Source organism: Azospirillum sp. 11R-A (assembly GCF_049472615.1).
Classification (GTDB): domain Bacteria; phylum Pseudomonadota; class Alphaproteobacteria; order Azospirillales; family Azospirillaceae; genus Azospirillum; species Azospirillum palustre.
The window spans coordinates 589,486-605,216 of sequence record NZ_JBCEBL010000001.1; the positions used below are offsets into that span (position 1 = coordinate 589,486).

General features: G+C 68.7%; 14 protein-coding genes and 1 other RNA gene. 9 read left to right on the plus strand and 6 right to left on the minus strand.

The annotated features are described in order from the left end of the window. Positions 1-78: 78 nt before the first annotated feature. The 3 genes from VH569_RS02855 (at position 79) to VH569_RS02865 (ending at position 4,431) form a co-directional block, all read left to right on the plus strand. Positions 79-3,225, plus strand: a complete 3,147-nt coding sequence (locus VH569_RS02855; protein WP_423313869.1) for an error-prone DNA polymerase — start codon at positions 79-81, stop codon at positions 3,223-3,225. A 109-nt stretch (positions 3,226-3,334) separates the two neighbouring features. Further along, entirely contained in the window at positions 3,335-3,712 is a 378-nt protein-coding gene (locus VH569_RS02860) for a VOC family protein (RefSeq protein WP_098738987.1), read from the plus strand. Positions 3,713-3,735: 23 nt separating this feature from the next. Then, positions 3,736-4,431, plus strand: coding sequence for a helix-turn-helix transcriptional regulator (locus VH569_RS02865; protein WP_423313870.1), 696 nt, complete (start codon positions 3,736-3,738; stop codon positions 4,429-4,431). Positions 4,432-4,451: 20 nt separating this feature from the next. On the opposite strand, the gene VH569_RS02870 is transcribed toward VH569_RS02865, so the two are convergent. Next, a complete protein-coding gene (locus VH569_RS02870) occupies positions 4,452-5,075 on the minus strand; it encodes a ParA family protein (protein ID WP_109051942.1) in 624 nt (207 codons plus the stop codon). Positions 5,076-5,086: 11 nt separating this feature from the next. Next, entirely contained in the window at positions 5,087-6,691 is a 1,605-nt protein-coding gene (locus tag VH569_RS02875; RefSeq protein WP_423313873.1) for a CHAD domain-containing protein, read from the minus strand. A 302-nt stretch (positions 6,692-6,993) separates the two neighbouring features. Between VH569_RS02875 and VH569_RS02880 the strand changes: the two genes are divergently transcribed. After that, positions 6,994-8,187 carry a phosphoglycerate kinase gene (locus VH569_RS02880; RefSeq protein ID WP_423313875.1) on the plus strand — a complete coding sequence of 398 codons (1,194 nt, stop codon included), beginning with the start codon at positions 6,994-6,996 and terminating at the stop codon, positions 8,185-8,187. A 63-nt stretch (positions 8,188-8,250) separates the two neighbouring features. Here the strand turns inward: VH569_RS02880 and VH569_RS02885 are convergent, their stop codons facing one another. Beyond that, positions 8,251-9,429, minus strand: a complete 1,179-nt coding sequence (locus tag VH569_RS02885; protein WP_423313877.1) for an AAA family ATPase — start codon at positions 9,427-9,429, stop codon at positions 8,251-8,253. A gap of 150 nt (positions 9,430-9,579) precedes the next feature. On the opposite strand from VH569_RS02885, the gene ffs reads away from it, so the two are divergent. The 4 genes from ffs (at position 9,580) to recR (ending at position 12,626) form a co-directional block, all read left to right on the plus strand. Next, an RNA gene (ffs, locus tag VH569_RS02890) (signal recognition particle sRNA small type) lies at positions 9,580-9,677 on the plus strand. 104 nt (positions 9,678-9,781) lie between these two features. Beyond that, the gene (locus VH569_RS02895; protein WP_423313879.1) at positions 9,782-11,644 is read left to right on the plus strand and encodes a DNA polymerase III subunit gamma/tau; all 1,863 of its coding nucleotides are present in this window, start codon (positions 9,782-9,784) and stop codon (positions 11,642-11,644) included. A 3-nt stretch (positions 11,645-11,647) separates the two neighbouring features. Further along, on the plus strand, positions 11,648-11,971 hold the full coding sequence (locus tag VH569_RS02900; RefSeq protein ID WP_063635355.1) for a YbaB/EbfC family nucleoid-associated protein: 324 nt from the start codon (positions 11,648-11,650) through the stop codon (positions 11,969-11,971). Positions 11,972-12,032: 61 nt separating this feature from the next. Then, the gene (recR, locus tag VH569_RS02905) at positions 12,033-12,626 is read left to right on the plus strand and encodes a recombination mediator RecR (protein ID WP_423313882.1); all 594 of its coding nucleotides are present in this window, start codon (positions 12,033-12,035) and stop codon (positions 12,624-12,626) included. Positions 12,627-12,636: 10 nt separating this feature from the next. Here recR and VH569_RS02910 read toward each other — a convergent pair whose 3' ends face one another. Both VH569_RS02910 and VH569_RS02915 read right to left on the minus strand, forming a co-directional pair. Beyond that, on the minus strand, positions 12,637-13,968 hold the full coding sequence (locus VH569_RS02910) for a class I SAM-dependent RNA methyltransferase (protein WP_423313884.1): 1,332 nt from the start codon (positions 13,966-13,968) through the stop codon (positions 12,637-12,639). A gap of 40 nt (positions 13,969-14,008) precedes the next feature. Then, the gene (locus VH569_RS02915; protein ID WP_423313886.1) at positions 14,009-14,446 is read right to left on the minus strand and encodes an acyl-CoA thioesterase; all 438 of its coding nucleotides are present in this window, start codon (positions 14,444-14,446) and stop codon (positions 14,009-14,011) included. Between the two features lie 192 nt (positions 14,447-14,638). Between VH569_RS02915 and VH569_RS02920 the strand changes: the two genes are divergently transcribed. Continuing rightward, positions 14,639-14,884: a hypothetical protein gene (locus VH569_RS02920; protein ID WP_014248877.1), complete on the plus strand. Its 246-nt coding sequence runs from the start codon at positions 14,639-14,641 to the stop codon at positions 14,882-14,884. Positions 14,885-14,887: 3 nt separating this feature from the next. On the opposite strand, the gene VH569_RS02925 is transcribed toward VH569_RS02920, so the two are convergent. After that, a complete protein-coding gene (locus tag VH569_RS02925) occupies positions 14,888-15,715 on the minus strand; it encodes an ABC transporter permease (RefSeq protein ID WP_423313888.1) in 828 nt (275 codons plus the stop codon). Between the last annotated feature and the right edge of the window lie 16 nt (positions 15,716-15,731).

Below are 15,731 nucleotides of genomic sequence, written 5' to 3' on the forward strand. Positions count from 1 at the left end.
CCACGATAATGACACAAGTCCCATTTTCAGACTATCATCCCCGCGCGCACCCATCCGCCCGCGCCGGGGAGCCTTGCCATGATCCGTTATGCCGAGTTGCAGCTCGCCACCAACTTCAGCTTTCTGGAGGGGGCGTCGCACCCTGACGAGCTGGCGATGACGGCGGCGGCGCTGGGGCTGGCGGCGGTGGGGGTGACGGACCGCAATTCGCTGGCCGGCGTGGTGCAGATGCATGTGGCGGCGAAGAAGGTCGGGATCCGGCCGCTGATCGGCTGCCGGCTGGACCTGACCGACGCCGACAGCCTGCTGGCCTACCCGACCGACCGCGCCGCCTATGCGCGGCTGTCGCGGCTGCTGACGCTGGGCAAGATGCGGGCGCCGAAGGGCGAGTGCTTCATCGCCCGCACCGATGTGCTGGCCCATGCCGAAGGCATGCTGTTCCTGCTGCTCGGCCCCGACCGCCGCGACGAGACGTTCCTGCGCGAACTGCGCGCCTGGCGCAGCGGGCTGGCGCGCGGACAGCTCTATCTGGCGGCGAGTCATCGCTACCAGGGCGACGATGCCCGCCGGCTGCGCTGGCTGGCCGGTCTGGCGGAGGCGGAGGGGGTGCCGCTGGTCGCCACCAACGACGTGCTCTATCACGGTGCCGGACGGCGGGAGCTGGCCGACGTGATGACCTGCATCCGCCACCACACCACCATCGACGAAGCCGGCTGGCGCCTGTCCGCCAATGCCGAGCGCCACCTGAAACCGGCCGTCGAGATGATGCGCCTGTTCCGCGACCATCCCGACGCCGTCGCCCGCACCTTGGAGATCGCCGAGGCCTGCCGCTTCTCGCTGGAGGAGCTGCGGTACGACTATCCCGACGAGGTGGCGGAAGGCCGCGACCCGCAGGAGACGCTGGTCGCCCTGACCTGGGACGGGGCGGCCAAGCGCTATCCGTCCGACCGGTTCCCCGGCGGCATCCCCGATGCGGTGCGCGAGACGGTGGAGCGCGAGCTGGCCCTGATCGCCGAGCAGCGCTTCGCCCCCTATTTCCTGACCGTCCACGACATCGTCCGATTCGCCAGGGAGCAGGACATCCTCTGCCAGGGCCGCGGCAGCGCCGCCAACTCCGCCGTCTGCTATTGCCTGGGCATCACCTCGGTCGATCCGACCGAAGTCGACCTGCTGTTCGAACGCTTCATCTCCTCCGCCCGCGGCGAGCCGCCGGACATCGACGTCGATTTCGAACATGAACGGCGCGAGGAGGTGATCCAGTACATCTACGGGAAATACGGCCGCGCCCGCGCCGGGCTGACCGCCACCGTCATCCGCTACCGCGCCCGCAGCGCCCTGCGCGAGGTCGGCAAGGCGATGGGTCTGTCGGCCGATCTGGTGGCGCGGCTGACCGGCTCGATCTGGGGCTGGGGCGGCCAGGGGGTGGACGAGGATCGCGCCCGCAAGCTCGGTGTCGATCCCGACGACCCGAGGCTCAAGCGCACGCTGGAGCTTGCCACCGAGCTGATGGGCTTCCCCCGCCACCTGTCGCAGCATGTCGGCGGCTTCGTCATCACCCGCGGCCCGCTGTCGGATCTCTGCCCGGTCGCCAACGCGGCGATGAAGGACCGCAGCACCATCGAATGGGACAAGGACGACATCGACGCGCTGGGCATCCTGAAGGTCGACGTGCTGGCGTTGGGCATGCTGACCTGCATCCATCGCGCCTTCGACCTGATCGAACAGGTGCATGGGCAACGCTGGGCGCTCGCCACCCTGCCCCAGGACGACCCTGCGGTCTACGATATGCTGGGGCGGGCCGACAGCCTGGGCGTCTTCCAGGTCGAAAGCCGCGCGCAGATGAGCATGCTGCCGCGGCTGAGACCGAAGAAATTCTACGATCTGGTGATCGAGGTCGCCATCGTCCGCCCCGGCCCGATCCAGGGCGGCATGGTCCATCCCTACCTGCGCCGCCGCAGCGGAGCGGAGGACATCACCTATCCGATGCCGGTGCTGGAACCGGTCCTCAGCAGAACGCTGGGTGTCCCGCTGTTTCAGGAACAGGCGATGAAGGTCGCCATGGTCGGTGCCGGCTTCACCGCCGAGGAGGCCGACCAGCTGCGCCGCGCCATGGCGGCCTTCCGCAAGAGCGGACAGGTCGAGCGGTTCCACGACAAGTTCATCGCCGGCATGACCGCCAAAGGCTGCGACCCCGCCTTCGCCGAGCGCTGCTTCAAGCAGATCGAGGGGTTCGGCGAATACGGCTTTCCCGAGAGCCACGCCGCCAGCTTCGCCCTGCTGGTCTATGTCTCCGCCTGGATCAAGCACCACCACCCTGCCATCTTCGCCGCCGCCCTGCTGAACAGCCAGCCGATGGGCTTCTACGCCCCCGCCCAGATCGTCCGCGACGCGCGGGAGCATGGCGTGACGGTGCTGCCGCCGGACGTGAACCTGTCGGGCTGGGATTGCGCGGTGGAGGGCTCTTCCTCCCTCCGCCTGGGTCTCCGCCTCATCAAGGGCTTCACTCCGCAGCACGCCGACTCGGTCGTCCTCTCCCGTGCCGGCGGCTACAGCGACCCCTACGATCTGTGGCGCCGCGCCCGCCTGCCGGTCCCGGCACTGGAAAAGCTGGCAAAGGCCGATGCCTTCCGCTCCGTCGGGCTCGACCGACGGGCGGCGCTGTGGGCGGTGCGGGCGCTGGGCGACCAGCCGCTGCCGCTGTTCGCCCGGCTGGACGGTCCCCCATACAACCCGATGGCCGAGGAGCCGGAAGCCCCCCTGCCCGCCATGGCGCTCGGCGAGCATGTGGTGATGGATTACGGCAGCCTGTCCCTGTCGCTGAAGGCCCACCCGCTGTCGCTGCTGCGCGACGGCCTGCCCGGCATCACCCCGGCAGAGCGGCTGGCGCAGACGCGCGACGGCCGCCGCCTGACCACCGCCGGCCTCGTCCTGGTCCGCCAGCGGCCGGGCAGCGCCGAGGGCGTCGTCTTCATCACGCTGGAGGACGAGACCGGGATCGCCAACCTCGTCGTCATGCCCGACGCCTTCGAGACCTTCCGCCGCCCGATCATGACCGCCCGGCTGATGGCCGCCACCGGCCGGGTGCAGAACCACGAGGGTGTGGTGCATCTGCGCGTGGAATCGCTGATCGACCTGACCCACCGGCTGGCCGACCTGACCGGCGAGAACCGGCCCGCCGCCAACGAGACTCATGCCCCCTTCCCCAAGGGCCGCAATTTTCATTGAGGGAGCCGATCGCTCCTGACATCACGCTGTCAGGAGGGGCGTGCTATCAAGAGGGTGTGCCGGCACGAACCACGAACATCCACCCCACTCGCTGTCAGGAGCCACTCCGATGAACATCCCCCACGTCGTCACCTGGTTCGAGATTCCGGTCACCGACCTCGCCCGCGCGGTCGGCTTCTACGAGACCGTCTTCGCCGCCAAAATGGTCCAGGAGCCCTGCCCCAGCGGCATGATCATGGCCGTCTTCCCGGCCGAAGGCACCGCCGTCAAGGGCTGCCTGATCCAGCACGAGGCCTGCAAGCCGAGCGCCGACGGCACCACCGTCTACCTGAACGGCGGCGACGACCTGTCCGCCCCGCTGGCCCGTGCCGAGCAGGCCGGCGCCCGCATCGTCGTGCCAAAGACGCTGATCACCCCGGAAATCGGCTATTTCGCCCAGTTCATCGACAGCGAGGGCAACCGCGTCGGCCTCTTCTCGATGCACTGATCCTCCCTGCCGGAGCCGCCGCCATGCGCCGCGCCGACCGCCTGTTCCAGATCGTCCAGCATCTCCGCAAGGGGCGGCTGGTGACGGCTGCCGAACTGGCGCGGTGCCTGGAGGTGTCGGAGCGCACCGTCTACCGCGACATGCGCGACCTCGCCTCCTCCGGCGTACCGGTGGAGGGCGAGGCCGGCGTTGGCTATCTGCTGCGCGACGGCTATGACCTGCCGCCGCTGATGTTCACCCAGGACGAGGTGGAGGCGCTGGTCGTCGGCGCCCGCCTCGCCCGTGCCTGGGTCGGCGGCGCGCTGGCCGATGCCGCCGCCCGTGCGCTCGACAAGGTGGAGGCGGTGGTGCCGGAGTCGCGGCGGCGCGAGCTGGCCGACAGCCGCGTCTTCGTCCCCGACTTCTCCTTCCCCGCCCCTTTGCGCGACCGGATGGACGTGCTGCGCTGCGCCATCAATGCCAGACGCGTGGTGATGTTCGATTACCGGCGCCAGGATGGCACCCATTCCGCCCGCGCGGTCCAGCCGCTGGGCCTGTTCTTCTGGGGCCGGGTGTGGACGCTGGGCGCCTGGTGCGAACTGCGCGAGGAGTTCCGCAGCTTCCGCATCGACCGCATGGAAACCTTGCTGCCCCTGGATCGCCGGTTCGACGAGATCCCCGGCCGCGGCCTGGACGATTATCTCGCCCTCTGGCGCCGGGAGGGCTGCCGGCAGGGGTGAGGCCCCCCTCAAAAAAACCCTCAAACCCCGTCGATGTAGGCCAGCAGCGGCTGCCAGTCGCCGCGATGCTCGGCGGCGCGCTTGCCCGGCATGTCGAACAGGCTGAGGCCGCTTTCCGCCGCATCTGCATAGATCTGGCTGTCGCGCAGCCGCGTCACCACCTGATGGCCGATGCCGCCGAGGAACCGATCCAGCCGGTCGGCGGCCTTGGTGCGGGCGCGCATGCGGTTGCCGACCACCGCCACAGTGGTCTTCTTCTTCGCGATCCGCTTCAGCTCGTCGAGCTTGACCAGAAAACGCTGGGTCGCCTGCTCGTCGAAGGCGCCGGGCAACACCGGCAGCACGACGATGTCGGCCATCTTCACCAGATCCTCGATCTGCTTGGTCTTCAACGCGGCGGGCGCGTCGATGACCAGCCGCTTGATGCCGCGCGGCGTGTCGGTGAAGTCCTTGGCCCAGTCGAGCCCGACCAGGGCCGGCGCCTTCTCCGGCCGGCGCTCCAGCCAGCCGAGCGAGGAGCGCTGACGGTCCACGTCGGCCAGCACGGTGGGCAGGCCCGCCGCGGCGGACGCGGCGGCGAGGTGGGTGGCGACGGTCGTCTTGCCGCAGCCGCCCTTGATGTTGGCGACGAGGATCGTGAGCATGGCCGTGGACTCTACACCCCGGCGTCCGGCTTCGACCAGAAATGCTTGGTGTCGATGAAATCATGCCACAGGGCGACCAGCGCCGCCTCGGTGTCGGCCACGCCGCGGGCATGCCAGCCGATGACGATGCCGGCGGCGCGCGGCTCGCCGGGGGCCGAGCGGCTGCCGTCGTCGTGCAACTCGTGCAGAAGCCGCGTCGCCGTCGCCACGTCGTTCAGATGGCCCAGCGCGTCCTGGAAGGCGGCCATCTGCTGGATGTAGCGGCGGACCGGCTTGTCGTCATACAGGCTGCGGAAGAACTCCACGGCATAGCGCAGCTTCTTCAGCGCGATGCGCAGCTGGTGGCGCTGGGCCACCGGCAGGTGGGCGAAGCCGTGGCCGGCCCGCTTGGCCTTCTTGTGGCGCTTGTTCAGCAGATGGTCGGCCAGCCCGATCACCGGCTGGAACAGCCGCACCGATTCCTCGCTGACCGGCTGGTCGCGCCAGCCGCGCTTCTCCACCCAACTGCCGACGCCCAGCAGGAAGGCGGTGTAGCGGTCGGAGCGGATCGCCTCGCGCACGCCCTCATAGGCGCGCAGCCGCTTGGCCTCGGCCGCCGCCGCCAGCGCGTCGAGATCCTCGACCGCCGAGCGGCCATGCCCGTCGGCCTTGTGGAAGGCGTCGCGCACCGGGGCCAGCAGCTCCTCGCCGAACACGTCCCAGTCGCGCGCCGGCCCCAGGCTGCCGGCCAGCCACTTGATCTCGCCGACCAGCCACAGATATTGCGCGGCCGGAATGAAGGGCCGGAACAGCGCAGTGGCCGAGCGCAGCCGGCGCAGCGCGACGCGCATCTGGTGCACGCCCTCCGGATCCTCGCCGGCCAGCGTCACCGCCTCGTTCGCCACCATGTGGGCGATGCAGGCGCGCACGATGCGCGCCACCGCCCCCTCGACCGTCGTCTCGGGATCGAGCACCAGCTTTTCGGCTTTCAGCGCCTTGTCGGCCGTGCCGTTGGCCAGCGCATGGCCGCGCTCCGCCTTGGTCCGCATCTCCAGCCGCAGCGGGGCGGCCTGCGTCAGTTCCTGCGCCAGATCGTAGAGCGCCGCGGGCGTGCCGCTTTTCAGCTCCAGCTCCACCTCGCAAAGGTCGGTGGACCGGCCGTCGGGCAGCTCGATCCGGCCGCGGTCGAAGGCGACCTCGATCACGGCGGCGCCGTCGCCCTCGCCCAGCGTCACGTCCTGCGTGGTGCGTTCGACGATGGAGGTGAAGACCGGCCGGAGTTCCGAGTCGCTGAGCGATCCCAGCAGCTCGATGGCGTCGCCGTCGGCGATCAGCGTCAGGTCGGGTGCGGCGGAGGTCACCGCGCATTCCCACTCGCCGCGCCCCAGCCCGTCCTCGTCGGGGGCGGACTTGACCGTCTGGACGAAGCCGTCGCCGGTCTTGCGCACCCGCAGCGTCACCTTGCGCGCGGCAAGCCGGCGCTCCTCGGTGTCGTAATAGGTGCTTTCCAGGGTCCGTGTCGCCGCCGGGCCGGTGGCCCGGTCTGCGATGGCGGAAGCGGCGCGCAGCCTGTCGAAGTCTTCCGGCTTCGCCGCCAGCTTCAGTTCCGTCTCGCGGTTGATCTCGGCCTCAGCCATCGCCTGCGCTTCAACCCCCGTTTTGCGGCCCATTGGCCTACAGTTGGGTGTTTGCACAGCCAATGGACAGGGTCAAGTTACGGAAATGTTGCAGAAGCCTGCGGTTGCGGCACCCGCCGGCTGCACGTCTGCCGCCGGTTCCTGGCTTTCGCCCGAGGCTTTAACCAGGACGTTGCAGGGTCATTATGCCCCATTTCGCCCCACCCCTGGGGCGTTGCAAAGCGTGCAGGCCTGTGGTTGGGTTCCCGCAAACTGAAACGGCCTGTCCCGCTGGGATCGGCCATAATTGGGGAAGTGTGACGATGACCGATTTCAACACGATCGACGACCTTGAGGTGAGCGGCAAGACGGTGCTGGTGCGCGCCGACCTGAACGTTCCGATGCAGGACGGCAAGGTGTCCGACACCACCCGCATCGACCGCCTCGCCCCCACCTTGAAGGAGCTGTCCTCCAAGGGTGCCAAGGTCGTGGTCCTGTCGCATTTCGGTCGCCCGAAGAACGGTCCGGACGCCAAGAACTCCTTGCGCAACGTGCTGGACGCTCTCAGCGCCGCCGTCGGCCAGAAGGTGGCCTTCGCCGAGGATTGCGTCGGCGAGAAGGCCAAGGAGGCCATCGCCAAGGTGCATGATGGCGCCATCGTGCTGCTGGAGAACACCCGCTTCCACGCCGAAGAGGAAAAGAACGACCCGGCTTTCGCCAAGGAGATGGCCGCGCTCGGCGACATCTACGTCAACGACGCCTTCTCCGCCGCGCACCGCGCCCATGCCTCGACCGAGGGGGTTGCCCGCCTGCTGCCGAACGCCGCCGGCCGCCTGATGGAAGCCGAGTTGAAGGCCCTGACGCTGGCGCTGGAGAAGCCGGAGCGCCCGGTCGCCGCCGTCGTCGGCGGTGCGAAGATCTCCACCAAGCTCGAACTGCTCGGCAACATGGTCCGCAAGGTCGACCTGCTGGTGCTGGGCGGCGGCATGGCCAACACCTTCCTGTTCGCCCAGGGCACCGATGTCGGCGCCTCGCTGTGCGAGAAGGACATGGCCGACCAGGCCCGCGCCATCATGGCGACCGCCAAGGAGGCCAACTGCGAGATCCTGCTGCCGAAGGACTTCGTCGTCGCAAAGGAGTTCAAGGCCGGTGCGGCCAACCGCGTCGTCGCCTTCGACGCCATCGGCGCGGATGAGATGGCTCTCGACGTCGGCCCGGCCACCGTCGAGTTCCTCGGCGTGAAGCTGCAGGGCGCCAAGACCGTCGTTTGGAACGGCCCGCTCGGCGCCTTCGAGATCCAGCCCTTCGACGCCGGCACCAACGCGGTGGCCGGTCTGGTCGCCGCCCGCACCGAGGCCGGCGGCCTGCTGTCGGTGGCCGGCGGCGGCGACACCGTCGCGGCGATGGCCCATGCCGGGGTCGAGGACAAGTTCACCTACGTGTCCGCCGCTGGCGGCGCCTTCCTGGAATGGCTGGAAGGCAAGGAACTGCCGGGTGTGGCGGCTCTGAAGAAGTAAGCGGTTCCGTAAGGATCGCCGACGAAAAGGCTCCGGGTTTCGGCCCGGAGCCTTTTTGCTTTTTCATCCCTGTCCAACCCGTTCCGCCCTCATCTTCAGCCACTCCGCCAGGCCCTGATCGTCCAGCGCATATTGTCCGCGTGCCGACCGCCACAGGATGTTCTTCTGCCGCAGCGCCTCGATGGCCGCCTGCACGGCCGGCGGCTCCACCGTCTCCCCGACCGCATCGGCATAGGCTTGCAGAGCCGGAGCGGAGAAGGGAGCGGATTGCGGCCCCTCCAGCGCCAGCCGTTCGACCACCGCCTGCTGCAACGGCGTCAGCCCCGACCATGCGAACTCGTAGTCTTCCCACACCCGCTGGCGAAGCTCGGTCGCGCCGTCCGCCAACGCACGTTTCAGGTCGCCGGCATCGCCGACCAGCAGCGCCGCATCCGACAGGATCCGCATCAGGGCCTCGGGCCGCCGCCCTACCGCGTCGAAGGCCGCGAAGACATCGTCCGCGTCGAACCGGTTGCCCTCGGCCAGCCGCTCGTTGATCCAAGTGGTGTAGGCGTCGGTATAGGCGCGGTCGAGCAGCGGAAAGCTGCGGACGCCGGTTCCGAAGAAGGGCTGGTCACGGTTCAGCACCAGCCGGCTCAGCTTGTCGCGGTGGGATCCCGTCAGCACGATCATCAGATTCGGACCGTCGCGCGCATCGTCCCTGGTGTTCAGCCGGTCGCGCGTCGCCTTCAGCGCGAACATGGCGTTCAGCCCGGCCTCGGTCGTCAGCGCGTGCTGCGCTTCATCCACCAGCAGGGCGATCCGCTTGTGCGTCCGTTCCAACAGCGCCTCCAGCGCGTCGGCCAGCGTGGTCCCCTGCGCCTGCCCAATCCGGTCGATGTCGACCGAGACGCCGCCCATGCCCAGCTTGCTGAGTCCGACCGCCCGCGCCGCCTTGACCGGCAGGCTGTCGGCCCGGCGAAGCTCAGCCTTCAATGCCTCCGCGATCAGATGCGCCGGGTCGGCCGCCATGTCCGACCACAGATCGACATAGACCGCGAGGATGCCGCGCCCTTCAAGCTCCGGCCCCAGATCGTGGCGCAGGAATGTGCTCTTGCCGGTCCGCCGCGGTGCTGCCAGACAGAGCGTCGGCTCCGCCCCGATCGGCGCGTCCCCCGTCACGATGTCGGCCAGCGCCGCCGCCAGCTTCGGGCGGTGAAACAGGAACTTCTGTGCAGGCATGGAGACAGGGTGTGACGGCACGGGCGGCCTCTTTAAGACCAATTATGGAGTGAACCATAATTTATAGTCTGAAAAATAATCTTCAATAGTCCGCTGCGGACTGCGCAACGACCCGTGCGCACCAACCGTTTCCCCTTGCATCCGCCCACACGAATGGTCATAAAAGCGGCGGGAGACTGGCGTCGGACGAGTCCCTCGCCAACCCGGTCAGGTCCGGAAGGAAGCAGCCGCAACGAGTTACGGCTCGGGTCGTTCGTCCAGTCTCCCACCCTCTTCAAAAATTGCCAGCACGAAACAGACGGCGACAGCGCGGTGCCGGGACGCTATCCTGCGGCCCGAAATTCCCCTCCCGTCGTTTCGACAGGCCAGCCGCGTGACCGATACCACCGCCGAAATCACCGCCGCCTCCGCTCCCGCCACCGGGCAGGCTTACCGGGTGCTGGCGCGCAAATACCGGCCGAAGACCTTCGACGAGCTGATCGGCCAGGACGCGCTGGTCCGCACCCTGACCAATGCCATCCAGTCCGGCCGCATCGCCCAGGCCTTCATGCTGACCGGCGTGCGCGGTGTCGGCAAGACCACCACCGCCCGTATCATCGCCCGTGCGCTGAACTGCACCGGGCCGGACGGCACCGGCGGGCCGACGGTCAGCCCTTGCGGCGTCTGCGACAATTGCCGCGCCATCGCCGAGGACCGCCACGTCGACGTGATGGAGATGGACGCCGCCAGCCACACCGGCGTCGACGACATCCGCGAGATCATCGACGGCGTGCGCTACTCGCCTGTCTCGGCCCGCTACAAGCTCTACATCATCGACGAGGTCCACATGCTGTCCAAGAGCGCGTTCAACGCGCTTCTGAAGACGCTTGAGGAACCGCCGAGCCATGTGAAGTTCGTCTTCGCCACCACCGAGATCCGCAAGGTGCCGGTGACGGTGCTGTCGCGCTGCCAGCGTTTCGACCTGCGCCGCGTCGATGCCCAGGTGCTGAAGGAGCATTTCACCCGCGTCACCGCCATGGAAGGCGCCGGCATCGAAGGCGACGCCACCTCGCTGATCGCACGCGCCGCCGACGGGTCGGTGCGCGACGGACTGTCGCTGCTCGATCAGGCCATCGCGCTGGCCGCCGGCACCGTCACCGCGCAGCAGGTGCGCGACATGCTGGGGCTGGCCGACCGCACCCGCGTCATCGACCTGTTCGAGGCCGCCGTCTCCGCCAAGCCGGCCGAAGCGATGGATATCCTGGCCGACCTGCACCGGGTCGGCGCCGACCCGGTGGTGATCCTCCAGGATCTGCTCGACCTCGTCCACAATTTGACCCGCCTGAAGGTGGTGCCCGACAGCGCCAACGATCCTTCCCTGCCGGAGGCCGAGCGCACACGGGGAGCCAGCCTGTCCTCCAAGCTCGGCATGCCGGCGCTGACCCGCGCCTGGCAGCTTCTGCTGAAGGGGCTGAACGAGGTACAGGCCGCCCCGGTGCCGCAGCAGGCTTTGGAGATGGTGATTGTCCGCCTGTCCTACGCCGCCGACCTGCCGACTCCGGGCGAGCTGATCCGCCAGTTCCAGGCCCAGCAGGCCAATGGCGGCGGAGGCGGCGCGCCGATGGGCCGCGGTCCCGGCGGTGGCGGCGGCCCGGTCGCGGTGGCCACACAGTCTACTCATGCCGTCGCCCGCTCCATGGGCTCCGCCCAGCCGCAGAGCGCCGCCGTGGCGCAGGCGGCCCCCGCCCCTGCCGCCATCCCGGAGGGCGAGGAACTGTCGCCGATGCCGCACGACTTCCGTGCGCTGGTGCAGCTGTTCTCCGACCGGCGCGAAGGCGCGCTCTACGGTTACATGATGGAGACGGTCCAGCTGGTCCGCATGGAGCCGGGCACGCTGGAGCTGAAGCTCCGCCCTGCCGCCCCGCCGACCCTGCCGGCCAAGGTCGGGCAGTTCCTGACCGAATGGACCGGCCAGCGCTGGATCGTCGCGCTGTCGGAAGGCCCGGCCCAGCCGACGCTGGCCGAGCAGGACAAGGCCGAAAAGCACCGCGCCTGGGCGGAGGCGGAAGCCAACCCGGTGGTGCGCGCCGTGCTCGACGCTTTCAGCGGGGCGAAGATCATCGACATCCGGGATCTTGCGGAAGTTGCCGCAGCGGAGAGTGCAGCGGTTGCGGATGACGGCGAGACACCCGATTTCATGGTTCAGCAGCAGGACGACGGGGTCTATTACCCCCTCGACGACGAAGGAGAGTACTGACCGATGAAGAATATCGGCAACATGATGAAGCAGGCCCAGCAGATGCAGGCCAAGATGCAGGAAATGCAGGCGAGCCTGGAGCAGGTCGAAGTGACCGGCCAGAGCGCCGCCGGCATGGTGGTCGTGACCGTCAACGGCAAGAGCGAGATGAAGAAGGTCAAGCTCGACAAGTCCGTCGTCGATCCCGAGGACGTCGAGGTTCTGGAGGACCTGATCGTCGCCGCCTTCAACGACGCCAAGAAGAAGGTCGAACAGCACGTCGCCGAGGAAACCTCGAAGATGATGGGCGGACTGAAGCTGCCGCCGGGCATCAAGTTGCCGTTCTGATCCTGACAGTCTTTTGTGAAAGTCCCCTCTCCCCGGAGGGGAGAGGCGGATTTGCACATCGATGATCGGACCTGAAATCGAACGCCTGATCCAGCTGCTGTCCAAGCTGCCGGGACTCGGTCCCCGGTCGGCGCGGCGGGCGGCGCTGCATCTGATGAAGCGGCGGGACAGCCTGCTGATCCCGCTGTCGGAGGCGATGGCAGCGGCCGGCGAATCGATCCGCGCCTGCTCCGTCTGCGGCAACCTCGACAGCCGCGACCCCTGCACCGTCTGCTCCGACCCCACTCGCGACCGCTCGGTCATCTGCGTGGTGGAGGATGCCGGCGACCTGTGGGCGCTGGAACGCACCCGCGCCTTCCGCGGCACCTATCACGTGCTGGGCGGCCTGCTGTCGGCCCTCCAGGGCGTCGGCCCCGACGATCTTAACCTCGACGGCCTCGCCGGACGCGCCAAGGACCCTGCGGTCCGCGAGATCATCCTGGCGCTGAATGCCACCGTCGACGGCCAGACCACCGCCCATGTGGTGACCGACCGCCTGACCGAGTCCGACGTGTCGGTCTCCCGTCTGGCGCACGGCGTCCCGGTCGGCGGCGAGCTAGACTATCTCGACGACGGCACGCTGACCGCGGCGCTGAAGGCTCGGCGCCCGCTTTAGTTCGGGCCCCTCAGCGCTCGAACAGCCCGACCAGTTCCACATGGGCCGACCACAGGAACTGGTCGACCGGCCAGAGTTTCACCAGACGATAGCCGCCATCCACCAGCACCCGCGCGTCGCGGGCGAAGCTGGCGGGGTTGCAGGACACGCCCACCACCCGCGGCACTTTGCTGCCGGCGAGCGCCGCCGCCTGGGCCACGGCACCGGCCCGCGGCGGGTCGAAGACGACGGCATCGTAACGATTGAGATCCTTGGCGCTCAGCGGGTTTTCGAACAGGTCGCGCCGCTCCGCCGTCAGCCGCAGCCCCTGCACCGAACGGCCGAGCGCCGCCACCGCAGCCTCGTCGCCCTCCACCGCATGAACCGCGGCTTGTTGCGCAAGCGGAATGGAAAAGGTGCCGACACCGGCGAACAGGTCGGCGATGCGGCCTGCCTGCCCGACTCCCTCACGCACCGCCGCCACCAGGGCAGCCTCGCCCTCCGCACTCGCCTGGAGGAAGGCACCGGGCGGCGGTTGGATCGGAACGCCTGCGAAACGGATGAAGGCCGGCCGGCGATTCGCCACCGGCTCCGCTGCCGCGCGGTCGGTCGGCTGCCAAGCGATGCGGGCGATGCGTTCCGGTTCGAAGCCGAACAGCACCTCGCGCGCCGCACGGTCCAGGCTGCGCGGCCCGACGAGCAGCAGATCGACCCCGCCCTCCAGATCGGTCAGCACCACATCGGCGTCCCCGCCATCCGGCAGCAGACCGTTCAGCAGGGTCCGCAAAGGCTCCACCAGCGCGAACAGGCGGGGCGACAGGACCGGGCATTCCTCCAGATCGACCAGCCGATGGCTCTGCCGCTCGTTGAAGCCGAACCAGACCCGCTTGCCGCGCTTCAGCGCCGCAAAGCGGGCGCGGCGGCGGGCACCGGCGGGCGTCCGTGCCAATGGCTCCATCGGCACATCGCCAAGCCCGACCCGCTCCAGCGCACCGCGCACCATCCCGACGGTCCAGGCGGCGTAGGTCGGATCGTCCATCTGCTGGAGCGTACAGCCGCCGCAGCGGCCGAAATGGCGGCAGGGCGGAGTCTGGCGGCCGGTTCCGGGCTCAAGCACCTCAAGCAGTTCGGCCCGTACGCCCTCCCCCTTCCCATCGCTGTCGGCGGCACGTACACGCACGCGGTCACCCGTCACCGTATAGGGCACGAACAGGCGCAGCCCCTCGGCAAAGGCGATCCCATCGCCACGCGCACCGACGTCGGCGATGGACACCTCCATCTCCTGCACGTCACGGGGCGGCGGGGCGGTCTTGCGGGTCGGCTGGCGCCCCTTGGCGAAGGGGCGCTTGGCGGGACGCGTCATGTCGGGGGTCCGTTGGATGCGGGTCTGGAGCGCCCTCCCTTTACGCCTCCAGCAGCTTGGCGCGCAACGGTTCCGGGATGGGTGTCGGGCGATGGGCAGCCTTGTCGACGATCACCGCCACCGCCTCCTGGGTGGCGATGCAGCGGTCGCCCAGGAAAATGGCACAGCCCAGCGTGATCGAGCTGGTGCCCAGCCGCAGCGTCCGCGCGCCGATGCGCACCGTGTTGGGATAGAGCAGTTCCGCCTTGTATTCGATCAGGCTGCGCGCCAGCACGACGGTCCACGGAACCTCGTCGGTGAAGCCGCCGACCTGGTGGATCATGGCGACGCGCGCCTGTTCGAAATAGACGCCGAGAGCATTGTTGTTGACGTGCCCCACCGCGTCGAGATCGTTGAAGCGCACGCGCTCCTCCCACCAGAAGCGGTAGAAGTCGGGGCTGGTCAGGTCGGGTTTGTTCAGGTCGGGCGTGCCGGTCATGCCGTCTTCCTTGCCGTATAGGTCAATGCATCTCCGGACTGTGGCGTATGGCCCGGAGCGGTGCAAGCCCGGCTTCCCGCCCTGCGGCCCCGGTTCGCATCCATATTTCCAGGGTGGCCCGCGAATTCCCGCGCCAATCCCCGATTGGCCGTGTTATTGGAGTCGGACCAACCCTCCGCAACGGACCGGACGATGAGCAAGGACACCACCAACCAGACGGCCGAAGCGCTGTTCGAAAAGGCGCTGTCGATCGCCGAAAAGCACCTGGACGAGGCGATCAAGGAAGGTGGCCCGCTCGGCCCCTACATCGCCGTCGCCATGATCGAGGCCGCGGTGAACGCCGCCGTGGACGAGACCAGCCACGAGGACGTCATCGACATGCTGCGCGACCTCGCCGCCCAGATCGAGGCGGACGCCGACGAGGCGGAAGAGGACTGACGCTTACGCCGGCTCCAAGGCCGCTGCGGACCCTGCCTGCCGGCGCGCCTCGCGCCGGCGCAGGATCTCGTAGACGACGGCACCCAGGACGGTCAGCGCGATCAGCACCAGCGACAGCGCGTTGACCGCCGGTGTCAGGCCGGTGCGCACCTTGGTCGCGATGTAGACGGTCAGCGTGGTGTCGAGCCCGCGCACGAACAGCGTGGTGTTGTAGTTCTCGAAGCTCTGCAGGAAGGCCAGCAGGGCCGCCGACAGGATTGCCGGCATCAGATACGGCAGCGTGATGCGCCGGAACACCTGCCCATGGGTGGCGCCGAGGTCGAGCGCGGCCTCCTCCAGCGCCGGATCGAACCGCTCCAGCCTTGCCGAGAACAGCAGCATGGCATAGGCGGCGATGAAGCTGGATTGCGCCACCACGGTCAGGAACAGCCCGCCGCTGACCCCGAACCACTCCCGCCAGAACACCAGCGTCGAGATGCCGACGATCACCCCCGGCGTCAGCAGCGGCGACACCATCAGCGCGTAGAGGACGGTCTTGGCCCGGCTGTGCAGCCGGTCGAGCAGCAGGGCCGCCGCCAGCCCCAGCGGCACGGCCAGCGCGATCACCCCCGCCCCCACCAGCAGGCTGGTGCCCAGCGCCGCCCACATGCGCTGATCCTCCCACAACGCCTGGAACCAGCCGAGCGTGAAGCCCATCCAGGGCGTCACGGTGGGAAAGCGGCTGCTGTTGAAGGTCGCCGCCGCCATGATGCCCAGCGGCAGGAACAGATAGCCGAAGAACAGCATCAGATAGGCGCCGGTCAGCAGGCGGCGGAAGCGGGCAGCGGTCATTGGGGCCGTCTCATGG